This window comes from Cuneatibacter caecimuris, assembly GCF_004216775.1.
In the GTDB taxonomy this organism is placed as follows: Bacteria; Bacillota; Clostridia; order Lachnospirales; family Lachnospiraceae; genus Cuneatibacter; species Cuneatibacter caecimuris.
This window is the reverse complement of sequence record NZ_SGXF01000001.1, coordinates 896,167-920,693: the sequence shown is the minus strand read 5'-3', so window position 1 is coordinate 920,693 and position 24,527 is coordinate 896,167. Positions and strand designations below refer to the sequence as shown.

Here is a 24,527-nt window from a genome sequence, read left to right as displayed (position 1 = left end):
TTTTTTCAATTACAAGGGATACTTCTGAATCAATATCTGTAAGGCGGGATCAATCTTCATCCACATAGGTGGAATAGGATTCGTACAGCTGTTTCACCGTTTCATAGGACAATTTTCTGCGGCGGTATTCATCTACAATCCCCTTATTGTTCATGGAACGGGGGCGGTTGCTGAACCATTCGTTGCTGACGCGCACATCACAGAACTGCCAGATGTAGATGCCGCTGCAGCCGGGCTGGGAGAGCACTGCTGTGATCTGCTTTTCCAGGGTATCCGCCTGATATTCTTCGCTCCATTTGCATTTAGTGGGAGTGCGGTATCCGTAGATGGCGCCGGCGCCGATTTCCGTGATCAGGAAAGGCTTTCCGGAACCTTCCGTTTCATCCTGAACCCACTGATAAAGATCGGCCAGATATTCATCTACCGGAGCATCATGATACCACTGAGGGTAAATGTTATAGGAAACCACCTCAGGGAATCCGAAACAAAGATCAGTTTTGAACTTGCAGCTGGAAGACGAACGGGGTCTGGAACTGTCCAGCTCTTTGATCAGCGCGTACTGTTTGCTGTAGCACTCTTTCCCATATTCTGTTTCGCTGGCGCATTCATTAAGGATTCCCCAGATATAAATACAGGGATGGTTATAATGGGCGGGAATCATTTCACGGATACAGTCTTCGGCCTGGCGTTCAAAGTTCGGGTTCTGCATGTGTTCCAGGGTAAGGCCGCGGGCATGGTTTTCTTCCCACACCAGAATACCCTGCTCATCACAGAGATCCAGGAAAATTTCATCATTGGGATAATGGGAGGTACGCATGGAGTTCGCGCCCAGGTGCTTTGCGGTTTCCAGGTCAGCGGCGATGGCCTGGTAGGGCAGAGCGCAGCAGAACTGGGGATGGTCCTCATGGCGGCAGAATCCTTTGATGCGGATAGCGCGGCCATTGAGCAGGATTTTCTTCCCTTCGATCTTTACTTCGCGAAAACCTGTCCTATCAATCAGATCGTCGATAACAGCGCCGTTTTCCGATACGGTTACAGTAACATGATACAGTACGGGGCTCTCAGGCGCCCAGGTCTCCGCGCCGGGGAAAGCGGATTCAGCGGACAGCACGATTTCCTGGCCTGCGGGAACCGTCTGGTTTTCCCAACACAGTGTCTGGCCGGCCAATTCAGTTTCCGCATTCACGGTATGTTCTCTGTCTGAAATATTGGTCAGGCAGACTTCAATTTTTGCATTCCATTCGCTGCCGCAGCGGCAGGGGGTTACATGAACCCACTTCACATATACATCAGCAACCTGCTCCAGAACGACGGGGCGGTTGATACCGCCGTAGGTCATGTAATCGTTGGGGATATGCAGGGCGCTGTCCTCACTGAAACGATTGTCCGCCTTGATTTCCAGAACATGCTCGCCTTCCTCCAGCCCCGGTACGTCGGCGTGGAACATGGTAAAGGCATTATAATGAGAAGCAATTTCTTTTCCGTCCAGAGTAACAACGGCAGTATGGCTTACCCCCTTGAATTCCAGACGGATATTGCCGCCTGCACGGAAAATGGTGCGGTATACGCCTTCCCCGCGGTAAGCTGTGAAATCCGGATAGCTTTCCCAGCAGCTGGGGGTGGGAACCTGATAAGTCTTGCCTGAGAATTCTCCCTGACAGGGAGTGAACTGCCACAGGCTGCCCGTAAGCTCCTTTTGGGGACGGATGTTGTGGGTGTTGAATGTACGGATCATTTTTTTCTCTCCTTAAAAGAATTTATGTACATAGCGGTGGTCAAACCGCTGTGCCTTCCGGAAAAAATTCAGTGCTCCTTCTCTCGGGAACCTGACTGCTGCTCCTGGGAGACTGCAGTAAATTCTGACGGACTGTAACCGGTATACTTTTTATATACTTTACTGAAATACTGGGGATTATCAAAGCCCAGCTTTTCGCTCACCTGATAGATCTTCAGATGTTCTGTAGCCAGAAGCTTCTGAGCCATTTTAATCTTCAGGCTTGCCACATAATCCGAAAACCCGAGATCATTATAAAGCTTGAAAAGAGAGGACAGATAGTTCTGACTGATCCCGATGGCGGAGGCAACTTCGCTCAGAGAAAGCTTATTATAAATGTGCTCCTGAATATAGGCTTTTGCATCCATTGTGATCTTATATTTTGGATCATTGAGCTGTTTCTGCATCACCCCGCGGACCAGCTGGGAAATTTTGCTGAGATAAGCGGATATTTCAGTGCGGGAATGATAGGTGTACAGCACCTGGTATCCCCGCGGTTCTTTGGCAAAAGCGTCTGCAAGCAGCTGTTCGCCGTTGCTCAGACAGTTGATGATCCAGTGAATCAGGCAGGATATCATATTAATTACTGTCTCCGGGCTGGATTGATCCAGCTGGGCGCTCAGCGTTTCTATGGTTTTATCGAACAGCAGGATATCATTATGCTCCAGAGCCGTGATCAAATTATGATTCAGCTCGCTGATGCTGAAATTAGGATCGGCATTCTGATGCAGGTGGTGGTTAACGCTGTAAAATATAATATCGTCTGCACCGGCGGCGTCATTCAGAGCACGGCGGGCGCAGGAAAAACTGGAGGCAACATCTACAACAGAGCCGGACTCCATCCCCACGCCGGAACAAAGCTTGATATTGAAATACTGTCGGCAGAGGTTCCCGGCGTCGGACAGCGCGTGATTACAGATACTCTTCATATCCGCGTCCTTGTCCAGGAGCAGGATTATACCGATTGTCTGGTGATTATACGCCACCATGATACATCTTGTATAGCGGCTGATCACAGTTTTAACGGCATTCAGGATATTCATATACATGCTGTACTGCGTTTTCTGTCCTGCGATTTTATCAGTGTATCTGAGCTGCAACGCGATTGTCTGATATCTGTCAGCGCTGAGATCCTGATGATAGTCCCTGGCAATATCTAAAACCTGTTCCTCGGAATAATAACCTCCGCTGAGCAGATGGTACAGAAAGCGGTTAATAAATAGATTTGTATTGGCCTGTTCATCAGATTCCGCCGCGCGGGCATATTTTTTTCTCTCTTCATCAACTTTCAGAAAAGCGCGTTCCAAAACCTGGGTGAGGATTTCTTTATTAAACTCCATTTTTACCAAATAATCATATGCTTCCAGCTTCAGCGCTGTCCTTACATACTGAAAATCTTCGTAACTGGTCAGAAAAATAAAGAGAGGAACCGGCGGTTCAAAGTGCTCATGTACATATTGAAGCAGCTCCAGCCCGTCCATAACAGGCATTTTAATGTCGGTGATAATAATATCAGGCATGTTCTGCTGGATGGCTTCCACTGCTTCCTGCCCGTCCCGGACACTTCCTGTCAGCTCTACCTGGTCGAAAGCAGAACTGATCATCGTTGACAGGCCAATTCTCGCCAGCGGTTCATCATCTGCAATTAAGATTTTATACATAAAAGTCTCCTTATTGTTTTACAGTCTGTACCGCCGCGGCTGCCTCCGGCTGCTCTGCCAGCAGGGGCATCCTGATATGGATACAGGTGAACTCATTTTTAACGCTTTCAATCTCCAAACCATAGGGGGCTCCAAATTCCATAAAGATCCGCTGATGGATATTGCGTATGCCGATGCCGGAAATCTGATCCGTATGTCCGGGATGAGACATCAGATTCTCCAGTTCCGTCTGATCCATTCCGATGCCATTGTCCCGTACGTCCAGCACTAGATCGCCGCCGTCCCGGAAAATGCGAATCTGGATAACGCCCCGCCTTCTGGATGGCTCAATGCCATGAAATATTGCATTTTCCACAAGCGGCTGAAGAGTAAATCGCAGAATCCAGACATCATACAAGCTTTCATCTTGAATGTCATATTCCATCCGGAACGTATCGCCGTAGCGGAAGGACTGCAGGTGAGCGTATTCCCGGATAAACGCAACTTCTTCGCTCACGGTGGTCCATTCAGAAGAGCTGCGGAATACTTTTTTCAGCATGCTGGAAAGGGAGGTGGTCATATCCACAATACTGGGAAGCCCGTTTAGTTCGCCCAGCCAGCGTATTGAATTCAGCGTATTGTAAATAAAATGCGGATGGATTTGATTTTGCAGCAGACGAAATTCATAATTACGTTTATTTGCCTCCTCTGCCTGCAGCTGCAGGATCATTGCAGACAAATCCCTGGATACCTGGTCCAGCTGTACGAAGATCTCTGTAAATTCCCGGATGCCGCCCCGGTCCCCGGCATCCCCGGGCAATGAAAAATCTCCTCTGGATATCTGCTGCAGCTGCCGCTTTATTTCCCTTACCGGCCTGGTAATAAACTTCTGCATCATTAAATAGAAGAAAAAGAAGATGAACATCACAATGCCCAGAATCAGGAGCCCGTCCAGAAGCACATTGGCAAAAGGCAGGGCGATTCCTGCTTTTGGCAGGGGATTCAGCAGGTAAAGATCCATGGTAGGCGAACCGGACAAGATCATTTCAGTACCATCGGCGGCGGTAATCAGAGGCCGGCTGCCCTGATTGACCATAGCGCTCTTGTAAGCGGAAATATCTTCTTTGATCGGAATCTCTACAGTCTGGAATTGCCCGTCGTGTACATAATAGCAGTAATCCCCCAGGATCAGATAATACTCCTGAAAAGATTCAAAGGCGTCTGCAAAAAAGTCTGTATTCAATGCAATATACAGATCCCCGGCATATTTCGAGTAATTTGTATATACCCGGAATTTGACAGGAAGAACAGTGCTTTCTCTGGAACGATAGATAAAAGGGCTCTCTGATATCTTATAAGGAAAAAGAGACATAGAATCAGTAGGAGGGCAGAGCCGGTAGAAATCATAAATATCGCTCTGGCTGCCGGACAGAGAACCGCTCAGGATACAGTGATAATGGCGCCGGGAAGAAAGCATCATTTTATCAATATATCTGACGCTGTTTGACGAGGAAATTGTCTGAACGGCAGTAACTGCTTTAACTACTTTATAAGTAAAATCTTCTTCATAAATAGACAGGCTGTTCAGGTAAGCGGAAATATCTGCGTCGTTGGACATCAGATATGCGTAACGCTGAAGCTGCTGAAAAGAGGAACTCACGCTCAGCAGAGAATTTTCCTGCGTATATCTGATATGGTCAATCTGCTGGGAACGGTATTGGGTCTGCGTGGTATGGTACAGCCACACCCCAAAGGAAAGAGACAACCCCAGTGTGAGAATACAGCAAAAAAATATCAGTTTAAACTTCAGGCTATGCCACAGTTCCATCCATATCACCCTGTCTGTTCTTTATTTTAACACGTTTTCAATTCAAAAAAAAGTTAAATTTAGTATAGAATAATAATAGAAGAAAGTCAATGAAAAATGCAAGTTTTATAAAGCTCTTTATAAAACATTGAATAATTATATAAAAATATGAAAGAAAGCGGGGCGGACAGGTTAGAATACTGGCAAATTATATCAATAAATTCTTCTACATGAACAGGTTAAAGTGAAAAAGAAACAAACAAAGGAGAATATAACACATGGAAAAATAAAATTTTACATGTAAAAATGAAAAAACAGGTTAGGAAAATAAAATAGGACACAAAATCATATAATATTTCCTTGAGATTTCCTTGTGAAAAATATACAATACTAACTGTAAGAGACGTTCGGGTTTGTGCAAAAAGGTAAGGACCGGACAAAAACATTCAAGAGAGTGGAGGGTAAGAATTATGAAATTCAAAAAAGCAGTAGCGTTAGGCCTGTCTGCTACCATGGGACTTGGTATGCTGGCAGGATGTGGAAGCGACGGAAAGACTGAGAGCACAGCAGCTCCCACGGCATTACAGCCGTCTACCGTTGACACGGCAGAGGAGGTTACACTGAAGGTTTCTCTGTGGGACTATTCCAAGACACAGTACTACAAAACCATGATCGACGGATTTATGAAAAAGTATCCGAACGTGAAGGTTGAAGTTACAGAGTTCGACGCTGACAACTATGAGGACGTTGTTACCACACAGCTCAGCGGCAAGAGCGACCTGGACGTAGTGTTCATGAAGGGTCTTCCCGGACTGTCCGCTCTGATCGAGCAGGGACATGTACTGGCTCTGGACGATCTGCTGGCAGCTGACGAGACATGGGATGCCAAGGCTTATTCCGGTCTGGTTGAGGCTACACAGGTTGACGGCAAGACATATTGTGTTCCTTTCCGTAAGGACAACAACCTGATTTTCTACAACAAGCGCATCTTTGATGAAGCTGGCGTGAAGTATCCTGAAGATGGCATGACCATGGAAGAGTACTATGAACTGGCCAAGCAGGTGACTTCTGGTGAAGGATCAAACAAGGTATACGGACATTTCACACATACCTGGTCTTCCAACGTATATATGTATGCTCGCAGAATCAAAGAGTTTAACCAGATGGATACTTCTACATATGACGCTCTGAAGCCTTACTATGAAGTAATGGTTAAGATGCAGGATGAAGGTGTTGCAATGGACTTTGGTACTGCCAAGGCTTCCAGCGCACACTACAGAGACGTGTTCCAGCATGAGCAGGCAGCTATGATCCAGATCGGTACATGGCAGATCAACAACCTGCTTGAAGAAGAGAAGCTGACAACTGAAGATAAGATCACCTTTGACTGGGGCGTATGCGCACTGCCGAACGACAAGGGCGAAGGCAATACTACTGCAGTAGGCGGCGTTACTCCTGTTGCTGTAGGCGCTTATGGCAAGAACCCTCAGTGGGCATGGAAGTTCGTTCAGTATGTATGTGGTGAAGAAGGTGCTAAGGTTCTGGCCGCTACAGGTATCGTTCCTGGTTATAATTCTCCTGCAGTACTGGATATCTTCGATGGATTTGCTAAAGATTATGAGCATTGCCCTGAAGGCCTGTCCAAGTATCTGGATCTGGAAGAGTATGTTGTAGAGCAGCCTATGGTTAAGAATGGTAAGGCAGCATCTAAGGCATTTGATGACCAGCACAGCGCTATCATGACAGGAAGCGTAGGCATTGATGAAGGCATTGAACTGCTGAAGTCTAAGGTTCAGGAACAGCTGGACGTCAAGTAATAAAAGGAACTTAATTTCCGGAAGGAAATAGATCACAGAGATAATGTTCCGGGAGGCAATTCCGGAACATTATCTTTGAAAAAAAGAAACGAGAGGAGGCAGCTTATGAGCGAAGCCAATGCAACTGCCCTGCAGCCTAAAAAAAAGAAGAATCCTTCCAGCGGAAGCTATAAGAGAAAGAAAGCGCTGGTTGCATATTCTTTTATTTTGCCGAATTTTCTGGGATTCTTAATCCTGACATTCGTGCCGATTGTATTTTCGGTCGCACTGAGCTTTTGCCAGTGGGATTCCAGCAACCCGATTCAGTTTGTGGGTCTGGAAAATTTCGTTTACATGTTTACCAAGGACAGTAGTTTTACTATTTCCCTGCTGAACACCCTGTATTATACGGTTGTAACCGTGCCGATTACACTGATTTTGTCACTGTTACTGGCAATTTTAATGAACTGCAAGATCAAAGGACGCGTGATCTTCCGTTCGATTCTGTTTTTCCCTTATGTAGCGTCTCTGGTTGCAATTGCTGCTGTATGGATGGCTCTGTTTAACCCTACGATGGGTCCGGTGAATGAAATTCTGCGGGCTATTGGTATTGCAAATCCTCCTAAGTGGGCGGCCTCTACGACATGGGCAATGCCTACCATCATCGGTCTGACTGTATGGAAAGGCATTGGTTATTATATGGTAGTGTACCTGGCAGCTCTGCAGGGCGTGCCTGGTGAATTGTATGAAGCAGCGAAAATCGATGGCGCCAACAGTGTAAAACGTTTCTTTAACGTAACCTGGCCCACGGTAACTCCTACCACCTTCTTCGTATTGATGATGCTGATCGTGAGCACCTTCAAGTCTTACGATATCATGTTCATCACTACCCAGGGCGGTCCTGGTGAGGCGACCAAGGTGTTGGCTTATCACATCTATAACAGCGCGTTTGTCAGCTATCGTTATGGATATGCCAGTGCTTTGTCTGTTATTCTTTTGATTATCGTAATCATTGTAACATTGATCCAGTTCCGCGTGGAGAAACGCTTCACGAGCTATTTATAATAGGAGGTGAGGAAAATGGCTGAAACAAAAGTAAGAGTTAAACCAAAAATGACAGCTGGCAAGCTGATAGGAAAAATTTTCCTCTACCTGGCGCTGATTTTAGGCGCATTGGTGATGCTGGTGCCTTTCATCTGGATGTTGTCCGCGTCCCTGAAAACTTCCAGCACAGTATTTGAGATCCCCTTCCGTCTGATTCCGGAAACTCTCCATTGGGAGAACTATTCCCGTATCTGGACCGCACAGCCTCTGGGCCTGGGTTTCTTCAATACTACAAAGCTGACACTGTGTACCATGATCCTTCAGATCACTACTTCCAGTTTTGCCGCGTATGCGTTTGCAAAGCTGGAGTTTAAGGGAAGAGACCTGCTGTTTATGCTCTATGTAATGACCATCTCTATTCCCTGGCAGGTATACATGGTGCCTCAGTTCAAGATGATGACTGCATTCAGTCTGACCAACAGCCATCTGGGCATTATCCTGATGCATGCGTTTACAGCAATGGGCGTGTTCATGATGCGTCAGTTCTATATGGGTATTCCGAATGAACTGATTGAGGCGGCCAGAATTGACGGCCTTAGCGAGTACGGCATCTGGTGGAGAATTATGCTGCCGCTGTCCAAACCCGCAGTTGCCACACTGGCTATCACATCCTTTACCTTTGAGTGGAATGACTTCATGGGTCCGTTGATCTATTTAACAGATTCTAAGCTGAAAACTCTGCAGCTGATGCTGCGTTCCTTTAATACTCAGTATACCACAAGCTATGAGTTGATCATGGCCGCGGCTACTGTAGCCCTGATTCCTGTGTTCATCGTATTCATCTTCACGCAGAGATATTTCGTGGAAGGCGTTGCGACCAGTGGATTGAAGGGCTGATATCAGGAGGCATAATATATGAAATACTCGGTATTTACCGTAGGCGTTCCGGAGATGACTCCGGAAGAAGCATTGGTTAAAATGAAAGAATATGGCTACGACGGCGTGGACTTCCGTGTGACTGCGATCCCTACTGACCCCGAAATTCTGGCAGAAGATCCGTCCTATTGGAGAAATAACCGCTGTACCTATGACATTGAAAAGATCGATGAACTGGCGCCTGAAATTAAAGCGCTGTGTGAAAAGCATGGTCTGGAAATCAATGCGCTGGCTACATATCTGGAATGCTCTGACGATCCTGAGAAGATCGCAAGATGTATGAAGGCCGCCAGGATCATGGGCTGCTCCAGAATCCGTGTGAACTGTCTGAGATATGATCCTGAGAAGGGTTATCAGAAGCTGTATCAGGAGGCTGTAGAAGGTTTTACAAAGGTACAGGAACTGGCCAAAGAGTACGGTGTGAAGGCGGATTTCGAAATGCACATGGGTACGATTACCCCTTCTGCCAGCGCTGCTTACCGTCTGGCTTCCAACTTTGACCCCAGGTATATCGGTGTGATTTATGACACCGGCAACACCATTTATGAGGGTCTGGAAGAATACAAGATGGCTTTTGAAATCCTGGGAGAGTATCTTGACCTGGTTCATATTAAGAACGCCCAGTGGATTAAGAAAGAAGTGGACGGTAAGGAGAAATATGCTCCTGACTGGGCTCCCTTCTCTGACGGGTACGCAGATTTTGAGCGGATCTTTAAGGCACTGAAGGAAGTGGGATATGATTCCTATGTGACATTTGAAGACTTCTCTTCCGAAGAGACCTCAGATGAAAAGCTGAAAAACGATCTGGAATACATCAAAAAGATTGTGGGTTGAGACGGGGAGGCGCCATGAAAAGAATTCTGTTGGAAAGCAATGAGCAAAAATGGAAGGAAATTTCTGAGAACGCCTTTTACCGGAGTTATATTGATGAGATGAAGGAGGCGGCTGACCGCCTCCTTTTTTTACCGGTAGAACCGTTTCGTTACTCAGAATATCACATGTATCAGGTGGATGGAAACCGCCTGATTTATGAAAACAATTATTTTGCGAGGCGCAGGCGTCTGTGCGTGTTCTCTATCATATACAAGATAACCGGAGAAAAGAAATATTTGGAAGCGCTGGAAGACGCAGTGTGGGCTGTATGCGATGAATTTACCTGGTCTCTGCCTGCCCATGTGCCATCGGAGTTACCCGTTCAGCGCCAGGAAGTATTTCTGGATCTGTTTTCCTGCGAAACCGGGGCTGCCCTTGCAGAGATAGACTATCTGCTCCATGAGGAACTGTCCGCTCCTGTACAGGAAAGGCTAAGGTATGAGGTACGAAGAAGGATTGTGGATGCGTTCCTGTTTCAAAACCTGGATAACAGGTGGGAGCACATGGACAATAACTGGGCTGCGGTTTGCGCAGGAGCAGTCGGAATGGCCTTTTTGTATCAGGGATCTGAGCAGGAAGTGGATGCTGCAATGCCCAGGCTGATGGAATGCCTGAAAAATTTCCTGTCCGGATTTACTGAGGATGGGGCGTGTCTTGAAGGATACACATATTGGTGGTATGGGTTTGTGTTTTATACCATGTTCGCCAGCCTGTACCAGCAATATACAGATGGTAAGGTCAACCTTCTGAAAGGAGAAAAGGTTCATAAAATAGCGCAGTTTCAGCAAAAAGTGCTGATCGGCAGAAATCTGAGCCTGACCTTTTCGGATAATAATATTTTGAAATTCAGCCATGACAGGGCGCTGAGCCATTTTCTCTATCACCATTTTGATGATATCCAGGTTCCTCCGGATGAATTTCACAACCATTTTGGGCAGGATCACTGCTTCCGGTACGGGCCGTGTCTGCGCAATTTTCTCTGGACAGATCCGGAACTGTCCAAAGCTGAGTGGAAGAAAAGGAGTTTCTATTTTCCTGACGCCCAGTGGTATATCAAAAATACGTGCTGCTATTCGGTGACTGCAAAGGGCGGAGACAATGGAGAACCCCATAATCATAATGATCTTGGAAGCTTCTGCATCAGCACTCCTTCTGAGTATCTGCTGTGCGATCTGGGGGCCGGGGAATATGTGGCCGATTACTTTAAAGATGAAACCCGGTATTCTTTCCTGGTCAATTCTTCCCGCGGACACAGTGTGCCGCTGATCGGTTCTCATGAACAGGCTGCGGGTAAAAATGCCCGGGCAAAGGTTCTGAATGCTTCAGAGGACTGTTTTGAGCTGGAGCTCGCCGGGGCGTATGGCCTGCCGGAGCTGAAAAGCTTTGTTCGAAAGCTGGAATGTGCGTCCAGCCGCAGTATTGTGTTGGAAGACCGTTTCTGGTTTCCGGATGCTTCCCTCCCTGTTACAGAACGTTTTATTACGACGCTGAAGCCTGTTGTGACCGCCGAGGGTGTGAAGATTGCGGCGAAGGGCCTGGAGAACAACGGTGAAGAGCTTCTGATTGTATGTGAAAATGAAGAGATGTATCCCGTGATCACAGAGGAAGTTTACACGGGACACCATGGCGAGCCTTTGAAGGCTTACAAAATTGATTATGTTGCGGCTGCGTCTGGCGAACTGTCATGCAGATTTTGCTTTGTGCTGAGTTAGGAGTATAAGATGAAATTTTCAGTGAATGATCCGGATTATATAACCAGCCCATATACCGGAATGACAAGAAAGCATTGGCTGGAAGCGGCTAAGATGGTATTGATCGGGGTATTTTCCCATATTCATTCTCTGGATGACCCGGTGATGCCTCCCCGTTCTGAAAACAAAATCAGTTATCCCCGGCCTGATTCAAAGCCCGGCGTAGTGGGGGCCGCCCGGTATGAGGGGCTGGCCCGTACCATGTGCATGGCAGTTCCGCTGATGCTGGAGGATGAGACGCTGGAGCTGGGCGGCATCAATCTCCGGGATTATTATGCCCATCAGATTGTGACAGGCATGCAGGCCGGAACACCCAATACATTTGGAACGCTGCAGGAGCTTCTGAAGGAAAGGCCGGATGGAGGCCCTTACCAGCAGACGGTAGAATGCGGGATTATGGCGATTAATCTGATGAACAGCCGCAGTGTGATCTGGGACCGTTATACCCAGGAAGAAAAAGATATTGTGGCGAAGTTCATGTCTGACTTCGGACATTACAGAACCCATGAAAGCAACTGGAGATTTTTCAACCTGCATGCGCTTACCTTTTTGAAATGTGTGGGGTATCCGGTGGATGAAACGATTTACCAGGACCATCTGGAATATCTGTTTTCTCTCTATGCCGGTGACGGCTGGTACAGGGACGGGAACTTATTCGACTATTATTCCGCCTGGGAATTCATGGTGGACGCCAACTGCTGGTGCGACTGGTACGGTTATGAGCATGAGCCGGAAATGGCGGAAATGATCGAGCGCAATCATGATGCGTTTATCCGCAGCTATTGGAGAATGTTCGGCAGAAACGGAGAAAGCATTCTCTGGGGCCGGAGCGGCACCTACCGTTTTTGTACCTGTTCCCCTTTTGCCGCCAGTTTTTGGCTGAAGCATACCAATTTACATCCTGGGCTTGCGCGCCGTGTGATGTCCGGCAACCTGCTCCAGTTTTTGACCAGGGAAGAGATGTTTATGAATGGCGTGCCCTGCCTTGGGTTCTATGGGCCGTTTTCCGCAATGGTACAGAACTATTCCTGTTCGGGGAGCCCGTTCTGGATGAGCAAAGCGTTTTTGTGCCTTTGTCTGCCGGAGGATCATCCTTTCTGGACGGATAAGGAGGAAGACGGCTGGGACGGGCTGGAGGACAACGAATGTTCTGCTGCAGGGGCGCAGGGCGTTTCATCAGTGACAGTTGACGGTTCCGGAATGCAGTTTGTAAATCACAGGGAGAGCGGGATTACAGAAATTAAGACCTCAAAGTTCATCCTTTCTCCGGAAAGTGATTATCTGCCTGCCTATTCCAGAGTGGCGTTCTCTTCTGCTCTGCCCTGGGAAAAGTTTTCCGGCGGGCCTGCGGAAGCGATGGCATATTTCTGCAAATGTTCCAGATATCCGGATGGCGCTGTGCCTACGTCTATGGCTTATTGCGGCCGGGACGGCGGCGTGCTGTACCGGAGGGCGTATTTTGACCTTCCTGCCACGCGCATGGACCGGGTGGATCTGGCGGATATTGAGGTGCCTTACGGTACAGTCCGGGTGGACCGTTTCCGCATGTCAGACAGGCCTTTTACCGTAACCCTGGGGAACTACGGGCTTCCGGTGGAAGAGAACCAGGTTCAGGTGGAAGAAGGAGAAGTGCAGGGGCATCCTTATCGGATCGCGGTGAGCGGAGGAATGCAGACGGCTGTGGTACTGCTGCAGGGGTGGCAGCAGGTGAACAGTGTGATCAGAGAAGGGGTCAGCGCTGTTTCGGACAAGAGCTGTCTGCTGTATGCCGAAGCTTCCCGCAAGGAGTGGTACGACGCGATGCCGCCTCTGGCCTGCGTGATGCTGCAGAAGCCTGCGGACGTGCCATTTACTGAGGAAGAGCTGCTGCCGGTGGTTTCACTGGAGATGAAGAAATCCTCTAAATGGGATAATCCTTTTGTCTGCGAGTTGAAGATGAGAGATGGGAGATGCCTGACGGTGAATTACAGTGAGCTGGACGGGCGGACGGTGATTTGATTTTCAGAAGAGCCGTATGGTATAGGATATAATAAAAGCCGGAGGCATGGCAGCATGTCTCCGGCTTTTAAGAAGAGAAGCGGGGGAATTCAAGATGAAAAAATACAAGCTGATAACCGGGTGCATTTCAATTCTGGCAGTGATCCTTCTGGGTATTTGTATTGTCCAGGGGTATACTTTGAACCGAATGAAAGAAACTTCAATATCCGGGATTGCGGACAGCTACCAGAATTTCAGGACACTGATATACAACGGGATTCACAGATATCAAAAAAGCTGACACCCACATTGTAGGGCTTGCGTTAGGAAGTGCAGACGGGTGCAGGATGGAAATTTATGCGCATTACAGGTATTTGGAGAAGGGGTACAACAGCAATGCAGTAAGCGGAGATTCTATAGCAGCTTTAGCACTGATTCAGGAGAACGTTGAGCGGCTTGTACAGATGCCATATTCAGAAGAGATATCGGAACAGCTGGGCGAGATCAATAACTGGCTTCAGGACCCTGTACGGAGTGATCTGAACCAGCTTTCCACAGAGGAGATCCGGCAGTTTCTGAAGGGTATAGGAATGGAAGAGTAGTGAGCGGTAAAAGTAACAGCGTTGGGTGATCAGGTATGGATATATTTGTTCTGATCGCCCAACGCTGTTTTTGTGATATAGGTACGCCGGGCATCGTGACGACAAAATTTGACAAAATAGATAATTTAGCATAATTTTCTAATTTGAGGATTTAGAGTTGTGCATGATTTTCGTAAAAGTGCATATATTACTGTAAAGCAATATATTGACTTGTGCTTTACAATGTGCTAAGATAAAAAAGAAGGAGGTGACATTTATGGCACAGACAATGGTTAATTTCCGCATGGACGAAGATTTGAAAAAAGGTATGGAACAGGCTTGTAAAGAAATGGGACTTTCAATGACAACTGCTTTTACCATGTTTGCAACCAAAGTTAGCAGGGAAAAAAGAATACCATTTGAGGTTTCAGTTGATCCATTCTATTCAGAGAGCAATATGAATTATTTGCGCTCTATTGTCGCTGATATTGAATCGGGGAAAGCCAAGTTGGTTGAGCACGATTTGATAGAGGAATGAGTGTATGAGACTACTTTGGGAAGAAAAAGCGTGGAATGAATATTGTGAGTGGCAAACCGAAGATAAAAAAACATTAAAGAGAATCAATGCTATTATTAAAGATATACAAAGAGGCTCTTATGACGGCATTGGTAAGCCTGAACCACTTAAAGATAATCTGAGTAGGTGGTGGAGCAGAAGAATCGACGAAACAAATAGAATTGTTTATTGTGAAAAGGAAGAAGCAATTATTATTGCATCTTGCAAAGGACATTATAATGGTTAAAGAACAGGCGAGGATGATTCCACCTGTTCTTTTTTTGTCGTAGGTTTGACATAAGGGTCCCAATATCGTAAAACCCACAGAAGTCTGCCAACTTTGTTGCATAGGAAACAACGTTCCCTATGAAACAAAACCCTCCGGGGGATCGCACTGCGGCGTAAGGAATTACGTCGCTAAAGCGACACGCCGCAGGCGGAGAATCCCGCCAGCGGGATTCTTATTTCCTGGACTAAGCGTTCTTAAATTCATTATTGATAGAGGCGGTATATTTGTGTATAATACCTCTGATACTCTTAGTAATTAAGGGGAAATGATTGGAGAACGAAAGATGAGTATTTTAACCGTAACAAATCTGAGCCATGGTTTCGGAGACCGGGCGATTTTCAAAGATGTATCCTTCCGGCTGCTGAAAGGCGAGCATGTGGGGCTGGTGGGGGCAAATGGGGAAGGAAAATCCACTTTTATGAATATCATCACCGGAAAGCTTCAGCCGGATGAAGGTAAGGTGGAGTGGGCTAAATATGTGCGGACGGGCTATCTGGACCAGCATACCGTGCTGGAGGCGGGCATGACCATCCGGGATGTGCTTAAGTCAGCTTTTGCTTATCTTTTTGAAATGGAACAGCAGATGAACGAAATCTGTGAGAAAATGGCAGAGGCTTCGGAATCAGAATTAGAGACCCTGATGGAGGAAATGGGGACCATCCAGGATCTTTTGATGGCCCATGACTTCTATATTATAGATGCAAAGGTGGAAGAAGTGGGACGCGCCCTGGGGCTGGATGCGGTGGGCCTGGATACGGATGTTACGGAACTGTCGGGCGGCCAGCGCACCAGAGTGCTGCTGGGAAAGCTGCTGCTGGAAAAACCGGATATTCTGCTGTTGGACGAGCCTACCAATTATCTGGATAAAGAGCATATTGAGTGGCTGAAACGGTATCTTCAGGAATATGAAAATGCGTTTATCCTGATTTCCCATGACATCCCGTTTCTGAACAGTGTGATCAACCTGATCTACCATATGGAAAACCAGCGCCTGGACAGGTATGTGGGGGATTACGATAAATTCCTGGAAGTCCATGAAATGAAAAAAGCGCAGCAGGAAGCTGCGTTCAAGCGGCAGCAGAAGGAAATTGAAGAGCTGCAGGATTTTGTGGCCAGAAATAAAGCCAGGGTGGCCACCAGAAATATGGCCATGTCCAGGCAGAAGAAGCTGGACAAGATGGAAGTGATCGAACTGGCCAGAGGGCGGGTGAAGCCGGAGTTTCATTTTAAAGAAGCCAGAACCCCGGGACGATATATTTTTCAGACAACGGACCTGGTGATCGGATACGATCAGCCTTTGAGCCCTCCGCTGAACCTGTCCATGGAGCGGGGCCAGAAGCTGGTGCTCACCGGGGCAAACGGCATCGGGAAGACCACCTTATTAAAAAGCATTCTGGGACTGATCCCTCCCTTATCCGGCAGCGTGGAGCTGGGGGATTATCTGGAAACCGGGTATTTTGAACAGGAGATTGCGCCGTCCAATAAGACCTGCCTGCAGGAGCTCTGGGACGAATTCCCGTCTTTCACTCAGTATGAGGCCCGGGCGGCCCTGGCCAAGTGCGGGCTTACCACCAAGCACATAGAAAGCCTGGTGCGCGTGCTTTCCGGGGGAGAGCAGGCTAAGGTCCGGCTGTGCAAGCTGATCAACAGGCCCAGCAATGTGCTGCTGCTGGACGAGCCCACCAATCATCTGGATACGGATGCAAAGGACGAATTGAAGCGGGCGCTTTTAGAATACAGGGGCAGCCTGCTGCTGATCTGCCACGAACCTGAATTTTATGAGGGGCTGGCTACGGAGGTCTGGGACTGCATGGAATGGAGCCTGAAAAAATAGAAAAGGAACCGGCCGGGAGAATGATCCCCATTCCGGCCGGGAAAATCCTGCTGTGGCATGATTTTTGAATGCAAGAAACACACGGGAGCGTTGATTAGAGAAAAATCTGCATTTTTTTGAAAAAAGTGCTTGATTTTTTAAAAAGCATATAGTATAGTAAATAATGCTGTGGCATGATAGCGTAGAAGCGAGAGGTTGCTGCCCCATTGTGGCAGGTTTTCCGTGGAGCGAATGTCAAGTTAGGAAACTGGCGACAAGTCACTGTACAGAATGAAACATCTACAGATAACAGTAGGTTCTTGTGTGTGGAGCGATGCGATACACACGGGCAAGTGTACAGTCACCGCTTGTCGTGCTTCGAAAAGTACGAATAGGAGGCGACTTTTTTTATGGCAAGTCAAGTAATGAGAATCACATTGAAGGCGTATGATCACCAGCTGGTGGATCAGTCAGCGGGAAAGATCATCGAAACTGTCAAGAAGACAGGTTCCAAGGTAAGCGGACCGGTGCCGCTGCCCACAAAGAAGGAAGTAGTTACCATCCTTCGCGCAGTGCATAAGTACAAGGATTCCAGAGAGCAGTTCGAGCAGAGAACCCATAAGAGGCTGATCGATATCACAGCTCCTTCCCAGAAGACTGTGGACGCGCTGTCCAGACTGGAAATGCCCGCCGGAGTATTCATCGACATCAAGATGAAGACAAAATAATTTTGAGTGAAATATCCAGAATTGGTTGATATAGAAGCAACATTGAATGTTCCACTTATATCCACTGTTCTAGGATGATTGCAATAAGCAATCCGCTGTAGATTAAACAGGAGGTAGAAACATGAAGAAAGCGATTTTGGCAACCAAAGTCGGAATGACACAGATTTTCGACGAAAATGGAGCTCTGATTCCGGTAACTGTTCTGCAGGCTGGCCCTTGTGTTGTGACACAGGTGAAGACAGTTGAGAACGACGGTTACAGCGCGGTGCAGGTAGGCTTCATGGATAAGAGGGCGAAACTGGTGAGCAAACCGGTGAAAGGCCATTTTGACAAGGCAGGAGTTTCTTATAAGAGATATGTAAGAGAGTTCCGCCTGGAGAACGCAGAAGAGTACTCCGTAAAGGATGAAATCAAAGCTGACATCTTCACAGCCGGCGATAAGATCGACGCAACCGCTGTTTCCAAGGGCAAGGGCTTCCAGGGCGCCATCAAGAGGCACGGACAGTCCAGAGGACCTATGGCTCACGGCTCCAAATTCCACCGCCACCAGGGTTCCAACGGTTCTGCAACCACACCCGGCCGCGTGTTCAAGGGAAAAGGCATGCCTGGCCAGATGGGCGGCGTGAAAGTGACAATCCAGAATCTGGAAGTTGTCAAGGTTGACGCAGAGAACAATCTGCTGCTGGTGAAGGGCTGTGTTCCGGGACCCAAGAAGTCCATGGTAACCATCAAAGAGACAGTAAAGAAGAACAGCTGAGGTTTAGGAAAGGAGGAACACACAGATGGCAAAAGTATCTGTTTATAATATGGAAGGCCAGCAGGTTGGAGAAATGGACCTGAACGATGCAGTGTTTGGCGTAGAAGTCAACGAGCATCTGGTAAAAATGGCTGTTGTGAGCCAGCTGGCAAATAAGCGTCAGGGTACGCAGAAGGCTAAGACCCGTTCCGAAGTTTCCGGCGGCGGAAGAAAGCCCTGGAGACAGAAGGGAACAGGCCATGCAAGACAGGGTTCCACAAGAGCTCCCCAGTGGACTGGCGGCGGCGTTGTGTTTGCCCCCGCTCCCAGAGATTACACCATCAAGCTGAACAAGAAAGAAAAGCAGCTGGCGCTGAAGTCCGCTCTGACCTCCAGAGTTGCGGCGAACAAGTTCATCGTTGTGGACGCGCTGAAGATGGAAGAAGCTAAGACAAAGAAGTTCCAGACAGTTCTGGACAACCTGAAGGTGAACAAGGCTCTGGTAGTTCTGAATGAGAATGACAAGAACGTGATTCTGTCCGCAAGAAACATTCCTGCGGTGAAGACTGCTCAGACCAACACCATCAACGTATACGACATTCTGAAATATGACACTGTGATCGCTACTTCCGATGCAGTGAAGACCATTGAGGAGGTGTATGCATAATGGCTAACGTACAGTATTATGATGTCATCCTGAAACCCGTTATCACTGAGAAGAGCATGAACGGCATGGCCAATAAGGAATATACCTTCCTGGTTCATCCTGAAGCAAATAAGCAGATGATTAAGGATGCAGTGGAAAAGATGTTCACAGGCACAAAAGTAGAGCGCGTGAACACCATGAACTGCCCGGGCAAGAAGCGCAGAAGAGGCATGGTAGTAGGCCTGACCGCAAAGACAAAGAAAGCGATCGTAAAGCTGACAGCCGACAGCGCTGATATCGAGATTTTCCAGGGGCTGTGATCGCTTAACGAACGCAAGCAAAGGGCCATCCCTTCGCAACTCCCCACTCCGGGGAAGAACTTATACGGCGATCCGCGCCGTGAAAAACAGCAGCATTTCCGAGGCTGCACGAGAAAGGAGCAACACTCATGGGAATTAAAAAATATACCCCATATACACCATCCAGAAGAAACATGACTGGATATGATTTCGCAGAGATCACAAAGAGCGTTCCTGAGAAGTCTCTTGTGACAAGTGTAAAGAAAAATGCCGGCCGCAATAATCAGGGCAAGATTACTGTAAGACATCAGGGCGGCGGTTCCAAGAGAAAATACAGAATCATCGATTTTAAGAGAAATAAAAATGATATCCCTGCAACTGTTCAGTCTATCGAGTACGATCCGAACAGAACCGCAAATATCGCGCTGATCTGCTACGCAGACGGTGAAAAGTCCTACATCCTGGCTCCTGAAGGGCTGAAGGTAGGCATGAAAGTGATGAATGGTGAAAACGCTGAGGCTAGAGTCGGCAACTGCCTGCCTCTGTCCGCTATCCCCATCGGCGCTCAGGTACACAACATTGAATTGTATCCCGGCGCAGGCGCACAGATGGTACGTTCCGCAGGTGTTTCCGCACAGCTGATGGCGAAGGAAGGCAAGTATGCAACGCTGCGTCTGCCCTCCGGCGAAATGAGAATGGTTCCGATCTCCTGTAAGGCAACCATGGGCGTTGTTGGCAACGGCGAGCACGCGCTGGTTAAGATTGGTAAAGCTGGACGTAAGCGTCACATGGGCATCCGTCCCACAGTCCGCGGTTCCGTGATGAACCCTAACGACCATCCTCACGGTGGTGGTGAAGGAAAGACTGGTATCGGCCGTCCGGGTCCCTGTACCCCTTGGGGCAAGCCCGCTCTGGGTCTGAAGACCAGAAAGAAGAACAAGAAGTCCAACAAGCTGATCGTGAGAAGACGCGACGGCAAGACAATCGCAAGCAAGTAATCATATACACCGATAAGGAGGTTATAACCTATGGCTCGTTCATTGAAGAAAGGACCTTTCGCTGACGAATCATTGTTAAAGAAGGTAGATGCCATGAACGCTTCCGGAGACAAGTCTGTAATTAAGACCTGGTCCCGCCGTTCAACGATTTTCCCGCAGTTTGTAGGCCATACATTTGCAGTGCATGATGGCAGAAGACATGTTCCGGTATATGTGACCGAAGATATGGTAGGCCATAAGCTGGGCGAGTTCGTTGCCACCAGAACCTACAGAGGTCATGGCAAGGACGAGAAGAAGTCCCGCTGATTGCGGATATTGAAAGGAGGTAACATTCATGGCTAAAGGACATAGATCCCAAATTAAGAGAGAGAGAAATGCACAGAAGGATACAAGACCGTCTGCTAAGCTGTCTTACGCGAGAGTATCCGTTCAGAAAGCATGTTTCGTATTAGATGCCATCAGAGGCAAGGACGTACAGACCGCGCTGGGTATTCTGACTTACAGCCCCAGATATGCGTCCAGCCTGGTGAAGAAGCTGCTGGAGTCCGCCATTGCGAACGCTGAAAACAACAATGGCATGAGCGCTGAGAAGCTGTATATTGAGGAATGCTACGCAAATCAGGGCCCGATTATGAAGAGAATCAAACCGAGAGCACAGGGTAGAGCTTACAGGATCGAAAAGAGAATGAGCAATATCACCATTGTGCTGAATGAGAGATAATAAGGAGGAAAATATGGGACAGAAAGTTAATCCTCATGGTTTAAGAGTCGGCGTGATTAAGGACTGGGACTCCAGATGGTACGCAGAAGCAGATTTCGCTGACAACCTGGTAGAAGATTACAAGATCAGAACATTCCTGAAAAAGAGACTGTACAGCGCAGGCGTTTCCAAGATCGAAATTGAAAGAGCATCCGACCGTGTGAAGGTGATCATCTTCACCGCAAAGCCCGGCGTTGTGATCGGCAAGGGCGGCTCTGAAATTGAGAAGCTGAAGGCTGAAGTGCAGAAAATGACTGCAAAGAAGCTGTTTATCGATATTAAAGAAATTAAGAGACCTGATAAGGACGCTCAGCTGGTTGCTGAGAACATCGCGTCTCAGCTGGAGAACCGTATTTCCTTCAGGCGCGCTCTGAAGTCCAGCATGTCCAGAACCATGAAGGCCGGCGCGCTGGGTATCAAAGCTGCGGTAGGCGGCCGTCTGGGCGGAGCTGATATTGCCCGCACCGAGTTCTACAGCGAGGGTACGATTCCGCTGCAGACCCTGAGAGCTGATATTGATTATGGTTTCGCTGAAGCAGATACCACCTACGGCAAACTGGGCGTAAAGGTGTGGATCTACAAGGGCGAAGTTCTTCCAACAAAGTCTGTAAAGGAAGGGAGAGATAGATAATTATGTTAATGCCTAAGAGAGTAAAACGTCGTAAGCAGTTCCGTGGCACCATGAGAGGAAAAGCTCTCCGCGGCAATACCATCTCCAACGGTGAGTATGGTATTGTGGCAATGGAGCCCTGCTGGATCAAGTCCAATCAGATCGAGGCAGCCCGTGTTGCTATGACCCGTTATATCAAGCGTGGTGGTAAAGTATGGATCAAGATCTTCCCGGATAAGCCGGTAACCACCAAACCCGCTGAAACCCGTATGGGTTCCGGTAAAGGTACTCTGGAGTATTGGGTAGCAGTTGTAAAGCCCGGCCGTGTTATGTTCGAAATTGCTGGTGTTCCCGAGGAGACCGCAAAGGAGGCATTGCGTCTGGCTATGCACAAATTACCTTGTAAATGCAAGATTGTTTCTCGTGCAGACTTAGAAGGCGGTGATAACAGTGAAAATTAATGAATATGTAAAGAATCTGAAGCAGAAATCTGCCGCAGAGCTGAATGATGAATTAGTAGCTGCTAAAAAGGAGCTTTTCAACCTGAGATTCCAGAACGCGACCAATCAGCTGGACAATACCAGCAGAATCAAGGAAGTTCGCAAGAACATTGCCAGAATCCAGACCATTATGACAGAACAGGCGAAAGCTGAGTAAGAGCGGAAAGGAGAGCTATTGTGGAAAGAAATCTGAGAAAGACCCGTGTAGGCAAGGTCGTAAGTGATAAAATGGATAAGACCATCGTAGTAGCTGTCGAGGATAATGTAAAACATCCGCTGATCGGCAAGATTGTAAAGAGAACCTACAAACTGAAAGCTCATGATGAAGAGAACACCTGCAAAACAGGCGATAAAGTAAGAGTAATGGAAACCAGACCGCTGTCCAAGGACAAGAGATGGAGACTGGTGGAAGTCATCGAGAGAGCAAAATAATCTGTTTTTTCAATACGGCACACGCGGCAGCGTGTGAAGAATGGTAAAGTTGAAAGGAGTTTAGGCATGATTCAGCAGGAAAGCAGACTGAAGGTTGCTGATAACACCGGTGCAAAGGAATTGCTGTGCATTCGTGTTATGGGTGGATCAACAAGAAGATATGCTAATATCGGCGATATAATCGTTGCTTCTGTTAAAGATGCTACACCCGGCGGTGTTGTAAAGAAGGGCGATGTTGTGAAGGCCGTTGTAGTTCGTACTGTCAGGGGCGCACGTCGTAAAGACGGTTCTTACATCAAATTCGATGAGAACGCAGCAGTGATCATCAAAGATGATAAGACCCCCAGAGGAACCCGTATTTTTGGACCGGTAGCAAGAGAACTGAGAGAAAAGCAGTTCATGAAGATTGTTTCTCTGGCACCAGAAGTATTATAAGGAGGCGTCATCGTGGCAAATAAGATCAAAAAAGGCGACACCGTTAAGGTGATTACCGGTAAGGATAAAGATAAAGAGGGTAAAGTGCTGGCCGTGAAGGGCGATAAGGTCCTGGTAGAAGGCGTTGCAGTAGTGAGCAAGCACACAAAGCCCAGCGCTGGAAATCAGCAGGGCGGAATTGTTACCAAAGAAGCTTTCATTGATATTTCCAATGTGATGTACTGCGAGAACGGTAAAGCAGCACGTGTTGGATTCAAGGTGGAAGATGGTAAAAAGTTCCGTGTAAACAAAAAGACCGGCGAAGTCATTGATGAAGTGACCAGCGCGAAATAATCCGGGAGAGGAGGTTCAAGGCATTGGCTAGATTAAAAGAGACATATCAGAACGAAATCGTAAATGCAATGATGAAGAAGTTCGGATATAAGAATATTATGGAAGTTCCCAAGTTAGAGAAAATCGTCATCAACATGGGTGTCGGTGAGGCGAAGGAAAACGCGAAGGTTCTGGACGCAGCTGTAAAAGAGCTGGAAACCATCACCGGACAGCATGTGGTTACAACGAAGGCAAGAAAGTCTGTCGCCAACTTCAAGATCAGAGAAGGAATGCCCATCGGCTGCAAGGTCACGCTGCGCGGCGAGAGAATGTATGAGTTTGCAGACCGTCTGATCAACCTGGCTCTGCCCCGCGTTCGCGACTTCAGAGGCGTGAATCCCAACGCGTTTGACGGCAGAGGCAACTATGCACTGGGTATCAAGGAACAGCTGATTTTCCCTGAAATCGAGTACGATAAGGTTGACAAGGTAAGAGGAATGGATATTATTTTCGTAACTACCGCGAAGACCGATGAAGAGGCCCGCGAACTGTTGACATTATTTAATATGCCGTTTCATAAATAATCAGGAGGAATATCATGGCAAAGACTTCTATGAAGATTAAGCAGTCACGTCCGCAGAAATTCTCTACCAGAGAATACAACCGCTGCAGAATTTGTGGCCGCCCGCATGCATATCTGAGAAAGTACGGAATCTGCAGAATCTGCTTCCGTGAGTTAGCATACAAGGGCCAGATCCCTGGCGTAAAGAAAGCAAGCTGGTAAAAAGGAGGCAATCAAGATGACAATGAGCGATCCCATTGCAGATATGCTTACAAGAATCCGTAATGCGAATACTGCAAAACATGATACAGTAGATGTACCTGCATCCAAGATGAAGCTGGCTATCGCTGACATTCTGGACAGAGAAGGATATATCACAAAGTATGAGGTGGTGGAGGACGGCTCTTTTAAGACCATCCGCATCACTCTGAAGTATGGCAAGGATAAGAACGAAAAGATCATTACCGGCCTGAAGAGAATCTCTAAGCCCGGCCTGCGTGTATACGCAAACACCGAGGAACTGCCGAAGGTACTGGGCGGCCTGGGTATCGCGATCATCTCCACCAATAAGGGTGTGATGACTGACAAAGAAGCGAGAAAAGAGAATGTCGGCGGCGAAGTGCTGGCATTTGTATGGTAATAGGATAACCCGAAAAGGACCGGAAAGGTTCA

30 protein-coding genes are annotated in these 24,527 nt (G+C 47.7%); 27 read left to right on the top strand and 3 right to left on the bottom strand.

The window, feature by feature from the left end; translation table 11 throughout:
- Positions 1-49 precede the first annotated feature (49 nt).
- The 3 genes from EV209_RS04435 to EV209_RS04425 form a co-directional block, all read right to left on the bottom strand.
- A complete protein-coding gene (locus EV209_RS04435; protein WP_130433436.1) occupies positions 50-1,735 on the bottom strand; it encodes a glycoside hydrolase family 2 protein in 1,686 nt (561 codons plus the stop codon).
- A gap of 68 nt (positions 1,736-1,803) precedes the next feature.
- On the bottom strand, positions 1,804-3,435 hold the full coding sequence (locus EV209_RS04430) for a response regulator transcription factor (RefSeq protein WP_130433434.1): 1,632 nt from the start codon (positions 3,433-3,435) through the stop codon (positions 1,804-1,806).
- A gap of 10 nt (positions 3,436-3,445) precedes the next feature.
- Entirely contained in the window at positions 3,446-5,242 is a 1,797-nt protein-coding gene (locus tag EV209_RS04425; RefSeq protein ID WP_130433432.1) for a sensor histidine kinase, read from the bottom strand.
- A 449-nt stretch (positions 5,243-5,691) separates the two neighbouring features.
- Between EV209_RS04425 and EV209_RS04420 the strand changes: the two genes are divergently transcribed.
- The 27 genes from EV209_RS04420 (at position 5,692) to rpsH (ending at position 24,495) form a co-directional block, all read left to right on the top strand.
- Positions 5,692-7,038: an ABC transporter substrate-binding protein gene (locus tag EV209_RS04420; protein ID WP_130433430.1), complete on the top strand. Its 1,347-nt coding sequence runs from the start codon at positions 5,692-5,694 to the stop codon at positions 7,036-7,038.
- 105 nt (positions 7,039-7,143) lie between these two features.
- On the top strand, positions 7,144-8,082 hold the full coding sequence (locus EV209_RS04415) for a carbohydrate ABC transporter permease (protein WP_130433428.1): 939 nt from the start codon (positions 7,144-7,146) through the stop codon (positions 8,080-8,082).
- A gap of 15 nt (positions 8,083-8,097) precedes the next feature.
- A complete protein-coding gene (locus EV209_RS04410; protein WP_330520816.1) occupies positions 8,098-8,958 on the top strand; it encodes a carbohydrate ABC transporter permease in 861 nt (286 codons plus the stop codon).
- Between the two features lie 18 nt (positions 8,959-8,976).
- Positions 8,977-9,831 (top strand): sugar phosphate isomerase/epimerase family protein, encoded by an 855-nt coding sequence (locus EV209_RS04405; protein WP_130433426.1) that lies wholly within the window; start codon positions 8,977-8,979, stop codon positions 9,829-9,831.
- Positions 9,832-9,845: 14 nt separating this feature from the next.
- The gene (locus EV209_RS04400) at positions 9,846-11,582 is read left to right on the top strand and encodes a heparinase II/III family protein (RefSeq protein WP_130433424.1); all 1,737 of its coding nucleotides are present in this window, start codon (positions 9,846-9,848) and stop codon (positions 11,580-11,582) included.
- Between the two features lie 9 nt (positions 11,583-11,591).
- Positions 11,592-13,619, top strand: coding sequence for a DUF2264 domain-containing protein (locus EV209_RS04395; RefSeq protein ID WP_130433422.1), 2,028 nt, complete (start codon positions 11,592-11,594; stop codon positions 13,617-13,619).
- Positions 13,620-13,713: 94 nt separating this feature from the next.
- Positions 13,714-13,899, top strand: coding sequence for a hypothetical protein (locus tag EV209_RS04390; protein WP_130433420.1), 186 nt, complete (start codon positions 13,714-13,716; stop codon positions 13,897-13,899).
- A 46-nt stretch (positions 13,900-13,945) separates the two neighbouring features.
- Complete coding sequence (locus EV209_RS04385) at positions 13,946-14,200, top strand: hypothetical protein (protein ID WP_130433418.1); 255 nt, start codon at positions 13,946-13,948, stop codon at positions 14,198-14,200.
- A 256-nt stretch (positions 14,201-14,456) separates the two neighbouring features.
- Entirely contained in the window at positions 14,457-14,717 is a 261-nt protein-coding gene (locus tag EV209_RS04380; RefSeq protein ID WP_130433416.1) for a type II toxin-antitoxin system RelB/DinJ family antitoxin, read from the top strand.
- A 4-nt stretch (positions 14,718-14,721) separates the two neighbouring features.
- Positions 14,722-14,982 (top strand): Txe/YoeB family addiction module toxin, encoded by a 261-nt coding sequence (locus EV209_RS04375; RefSeq protein WP_130433414.1) that lies wholly within the window; start codon positions 14,722-14,724, stop codon positions 14,980-14,982.
- A gap of 325 nt (positions 14,983-15,307) precedes the next feature.
- A complete protein-coding gene (locus EV209_RS04370) occupies positions 15,308-16,858 on the top strand; it encodes an ABC-F family ATP-binding cassette domain-containing protein (RefSeq protein WP_130433412.1) in 1,551 nt (516 codons plus the stop codon).
- Positions 16,859-17,247: 389 nt separating this feature from the next.
- Positions 17,248-17,565: a 30S ribosomal protein S10 gene (rpsJ, locus tag EV209_RS04365; protein ID WP_130433410.1), complete on the top strand. Its 318-nt coding sequence runs from the start codon at positions 17,248-17,250 to the stop codon at positions 17,563-17,565.
- A gap of 121 nt (positions 17,566-17,686) precedes the next feature.
- Positions 17,687-18,322 carry a 50S ribosomal protein L3 gene (gene rplC / locus EV209_RS04360; RefSeq protein WP_130433408.1) on the top strand — a complete coding sequence of 212 codons (636 nt, stop codon included), beginning with the start codon at positions 17,687-17,689 and terminating at the stop codon, positions 18,320-18,322.
- Between the two features lie 25 nt (positions 18,323-18,347).
- Positions 18,348-18,968 (top strand): 50S ribosomal protein L4, encoded by a 621-nt coding sequence (gene rplD / locus EV209_RS04355; RefSeq protein WP_130433406.1) that lies wholly within the window; start codon positions 18,348-18,350, stop codon positions 18,966-18,968.
- Positions 18,968-19,267 carry a 50S ribosomal protein L23 gene (gene rplW / locus EV209_RS04350; RefSeq protein ID WP_130433404.1) on the top strand — a complete coding sequence of 100 codons (300 nt, stop codon included), beginning with the start codon at positions 18,968-18,970 and terminating at the stop codon, positions 19,265-19,267. The genes rplD and rplW overlap by 1 nt, the downstream gene beginning before the upstream one ends.
- A 128-nt stretch (positions 19,268-19,395) precedes the next feature.
- Positions 19,396-20,244 (top strand): 50S ribosomal protein L2, encoded by an 849-nt coding sequence (rplB, locus tag EV209_RS04345; RefSeq protein ID WP_130433403.1) that lies wholly within the window; start codon positions 19,396-19,398, stop codon positions 20,242-20,244.
- 30 nt (positions 20,245-20,274) lie between these two features.
- Positions 20,275-20,550, top strand: a complete 276-nt coding sequence (rpsS, locus tag EV209_RS04340) for a 30S ribosomal protein S19 (protein ID WP_130433401.1) — start codon at positions 20,275-20,277, stop codon at positions 20,548-20,550.
- A gap of 28 nt (positions 20,551-20,578) precedes the next feature.
- Positions 20,579-20,965 carry a 50S ribosomal protein L22 gene (rplV, locus tag EV209_RS04335; protein WP_130433399.1) on the top strand — a complete coding sequence of 129 codons (387 nt, stop codon included), beginning with the start codon at positions 20,579-20,581 and terminating at the stop codon, positions 20,963-20,965.
- A 13-nt stretch (positions 20,966-20,978) separates the two neighbouring features.
- Positions 20,979-21,635 carry a 30S ribosomal protein S3 gene (gene rpsC, locus EV209_RS04330; RefSeq protein WP_130433397.1) on the top strand — a complete coding sequence of 219 codons (657 nt, stop codon included), beginning with the start codon at positions 20,979-20,981 and terminating at the stop codon, positions 21,633-21,635.
- A gap of 2 nt (positions 21,636-21,637) precedes the next feature.
- The gene (rplP, locus tag EV209_RS04325; protein WP_130433395.1) at positions 21,638-22,075 is read left to right on the top strand and encodes a 50S ribosomal protein L16; all 438 of its coding nucleotides are present in this window, start codon (positions 21,638-21,640) and stop codon (positions 22,073-22,075) included.
- Complete coding sequence (gene rpmC / locus EV209_RS04320) at positions 22,065-22,271, top strand: 50S ribosomal protein L29 (protein ID WP_130433393.1); 207 nt, start codon at positions 22,065-22,067, stop codon at positions 22,269-22,271. The genes rplP and rpmC overlap by 11 nt, the downstream gene beginning before the upstream one ends.
- A 17-nt stretch (positions 22,272-22,288) precedes the next feature.
- The gene (gene rpsQ / locus EV209_RS04315) at positions 22,289-22,546 is read left to right on the top strand and encodes a 30S ribosomal protein S17 (protein ID WP_130433391.1); all 258 of its coding nucleotides are present in this window, start codon (positions 22,289-22,291) and stop codon (positions 22,544-22,546) included.
- A gap of 66 nt (positions 22,547-22,612) precedes the next feature.
- Entirely contained in the window at positions 22,613-22,981 is a 369-nt protein-coding gene (gene rplN, locus EV209_RS04310; RefSeq protein WP_130433389.1) for a 50S ribosomal protein L14, read from the top strand.
- Positions 22,982-22,990: 9 nt separating this feature from the next.
- Positions 22,991-23,314 (top strand): 50S ribosomal protein L24, encoded by a 324-nt coding sequence (rplX, locus tag EV209_RS04305; RefSeq protein ID WP_130433387.1) that lies wholly within the window; start codon positions 22,991-22,993, stop codon positions 23,312-23,314.
- 23 nt (positions 23,315-23,337) lie between these two features.
- The gene (gene rplE, locus EV209_RS04300; protein ID WP_130433385.1) at positions 23,338-23,877 is read left to right on the top strand and encodes a 50S ribosomal protein L5; all 540 of its coding nucleotides are present in this window, start codon (positions 23,338-23,340) and stop codon (positions 23,875-23,877) included.
- Between the two features lie 14 nt (positions 23,878-23,891).
- Positions 23,892-24,077 carry a type Z 30S ribosomal protein S14 gene (locus tag EV209_RS04295; RefSeq protein WP_130433383.1) on the top strand — a complete coding sequence of 62 codons (186 nt, stop codon included), beginning with the start codon at positions 23,892-23,894 and terminating at the stop codon, positions 24,075-24,077.
- A gap of 16 nt (positions 24,078-24,093) precedes the next feature.
- The gene (rpsH, locus tag EV209_RS04290; RefSeq protein ID WP_130433381.1) at positions 24,094-24,495 is read left to right on the top strand and encodes a 30S ribosomal protein S8; all 402 of its coding nucleotides are present in this window, start codon (positions 24,094-24,096) and stop codon (positions 24,493-24,495) included.
- The last annotated feature ends 32 nt before the right edge of the window (positions 24,496-24,527 follow it).

Bases quoted from the DNA above. Each gene is read 5' to 3' on its own strand.
- EV209_RS04435 (WP_130433436.1), bottom strand. From the start codon at position 1,735: ATGATCCGTACATTCAACACCCACAACATCCGTCCCCAAAAGGAGCTT.
- EV209_RS04430 (WP_130433434.1), bottom strand. From the start codon at position 3,435: ATGTATAAAATCTTAATTGCAGATGATGAACCGCTGGCGAGAATTGGC.
- EV209_RS04425 (WP_130433432.1), bottom strand. From the start codon at position 5,242: ATGGAACTGTGGCATAGCCTGAAGTTTAAACTGATATTTTTTTGCTGT.
- EV209_RS04420 (WP_130433430.1), top strand. From the start codon at position 5,692: ATGAAATTCAAAAAAGCAGTAGCGTTAGGCCTGTCTGCTACCATGGGA.
- EV209_RS04415 (WP_130433428.1), top strand. From the start codon at position 7,144: ATGAGCGAAGCCAATGCAACTGCCCTGCAGCCTAAAAAAAAGAAGAAT.
- EV209_RS04410 (WP_330520816.1), top strand. From the start codon at position 8,098: ATGGCTGAAACAAAAGTAAGAGTTAAACCAAAAATGACAGCTGGCAAG.
- EV209_RS04405 (WP_130433426.1), top strand. From the start codon at position 8,977: ATGAAATACTCGGTATTTACCGTAGGCGTTCCGGAGATGACTCCGGAA.
- EV209_RS04400 (WP_130433424.1), top strand. From the start codon at position 9,846: ATGAAAAGAATTCTGTTGGAAAGCAATGAGCAAAAATGGAAGGAAATT.
- EV209_RS04395 (WP_130433422.1), top strand. From the start codon at position 11,592: ATGAAATTTTCAGTGAATGATCCGGATTATATAACCAGCCCATATACC.
- EV209_RS04390 (WP_130433420.1), top strand. From the start codon at position 13,714: ATGAAAAAATACAAGCTGATAACCGGGTGCATTTCAATTCTGGCAGTG.
- EV209_RS04385 (WP_130433418.1), top strand. From the start codon at position 13,946: ATGGAAATTTATGCGCATTACAGGTATTTGGAGAAGGGGTACAACAGC.
- EV209_RS04380 (WP_130433416.1), top strand. From the start codon at position 14,457: ATGGCACAGACAATGGTTAATTTCCGCATGGACGAAGATTTGAAAAAA.
- EV209_RS04375 (WP_130433414.1), top strand. From the start codon at position 14,722: ATGAGACTACTTTGGGAAGAAAAAGCGTGGAATGAATATTGTGAGTGG.
- EV209_RS04370 (WP_130433412.1), top strand. From the start codon at position 15,308: ATGAGTATTTTAACCGTAACAAATCTGAGCCATGGTTTCGGAGACCGG.
- rpsJ (WP_130433410.1), top strand. From the start codon at position 17,248: ATGGCAAGTCAAGTAATGAGAATCACATTGAAGGCGTATGATCACCAG.
- rplC (WP_130433408.1), top strand. From the start codon at position 17,687: ATGAAGAAAGCGATTTTGGCAACCAAAGTCGGAATGACACAGATTTTC.
- rplD (WP_130433406.1), top strand. From the start codon at position 18,348: ATGGCAAAAGTATCTGTTTATAATATGGAAGGCCAGCAGGTTGGAGAA.
- rplW (WP_130433404.1), top strand. From the start codon at position 18,968: ATGGCTAACGTACAGTATTATGATGTCATCCTGAAACCCGTTATCACT.
- rplB (WP_130433403.1), top strand. From the start codon at position 19,396: ATGGGAATTAAAAAATATACCCCATATACACCATCCAGAAGAAACATG.
- rpsS (WP_130433401.1), top strand. From the start codon at position 20,275: ATGGCTCGTTCATTGAAGAAAGGACCTTTCGCTGACGAATCATTGTTA.
- rplV (WP_130433399.1), top strand. From the start codon at position 20,579: ATGGCTAAAGGACATAGATCCCAAATTAAGAGAGAGAGAAATGCACAG.
- rpsC (WP_130433397.1), top strand. From the start codon at position 20,979: ATGGGACAGAAAGTTAATCCTCATGGTTTAAGAGTCGGCGTGATTAAG.
- rplP (WP_130433395.1), top strand. From the start codon at position 21,638: ATGTTAATGCCTAAGAGAGTAAAACGTCGTAAGCAGTTCCGTGGCACC.
- rplN (WP_130433389.1), top strand. From the start codon at position 22,613: ATGATTCAGCAGGAAAGCAGACTGAAGGTTGCTGATAACACCGGTGCA.
- EV209_RS04295 (WP_130433383.1), top strand. From the start codon at position 23,892: ATGGCAAAGACTTCTATGAAGATTAAGCAGTCACGTCCGCAGAAATTC.
- rpsH (WP_130433381.1), top strand. From the start codon at position 24,094: ATGACAATGAGCGATCCCATTGCAGATATGCTTACAAGAATCCGTAAT.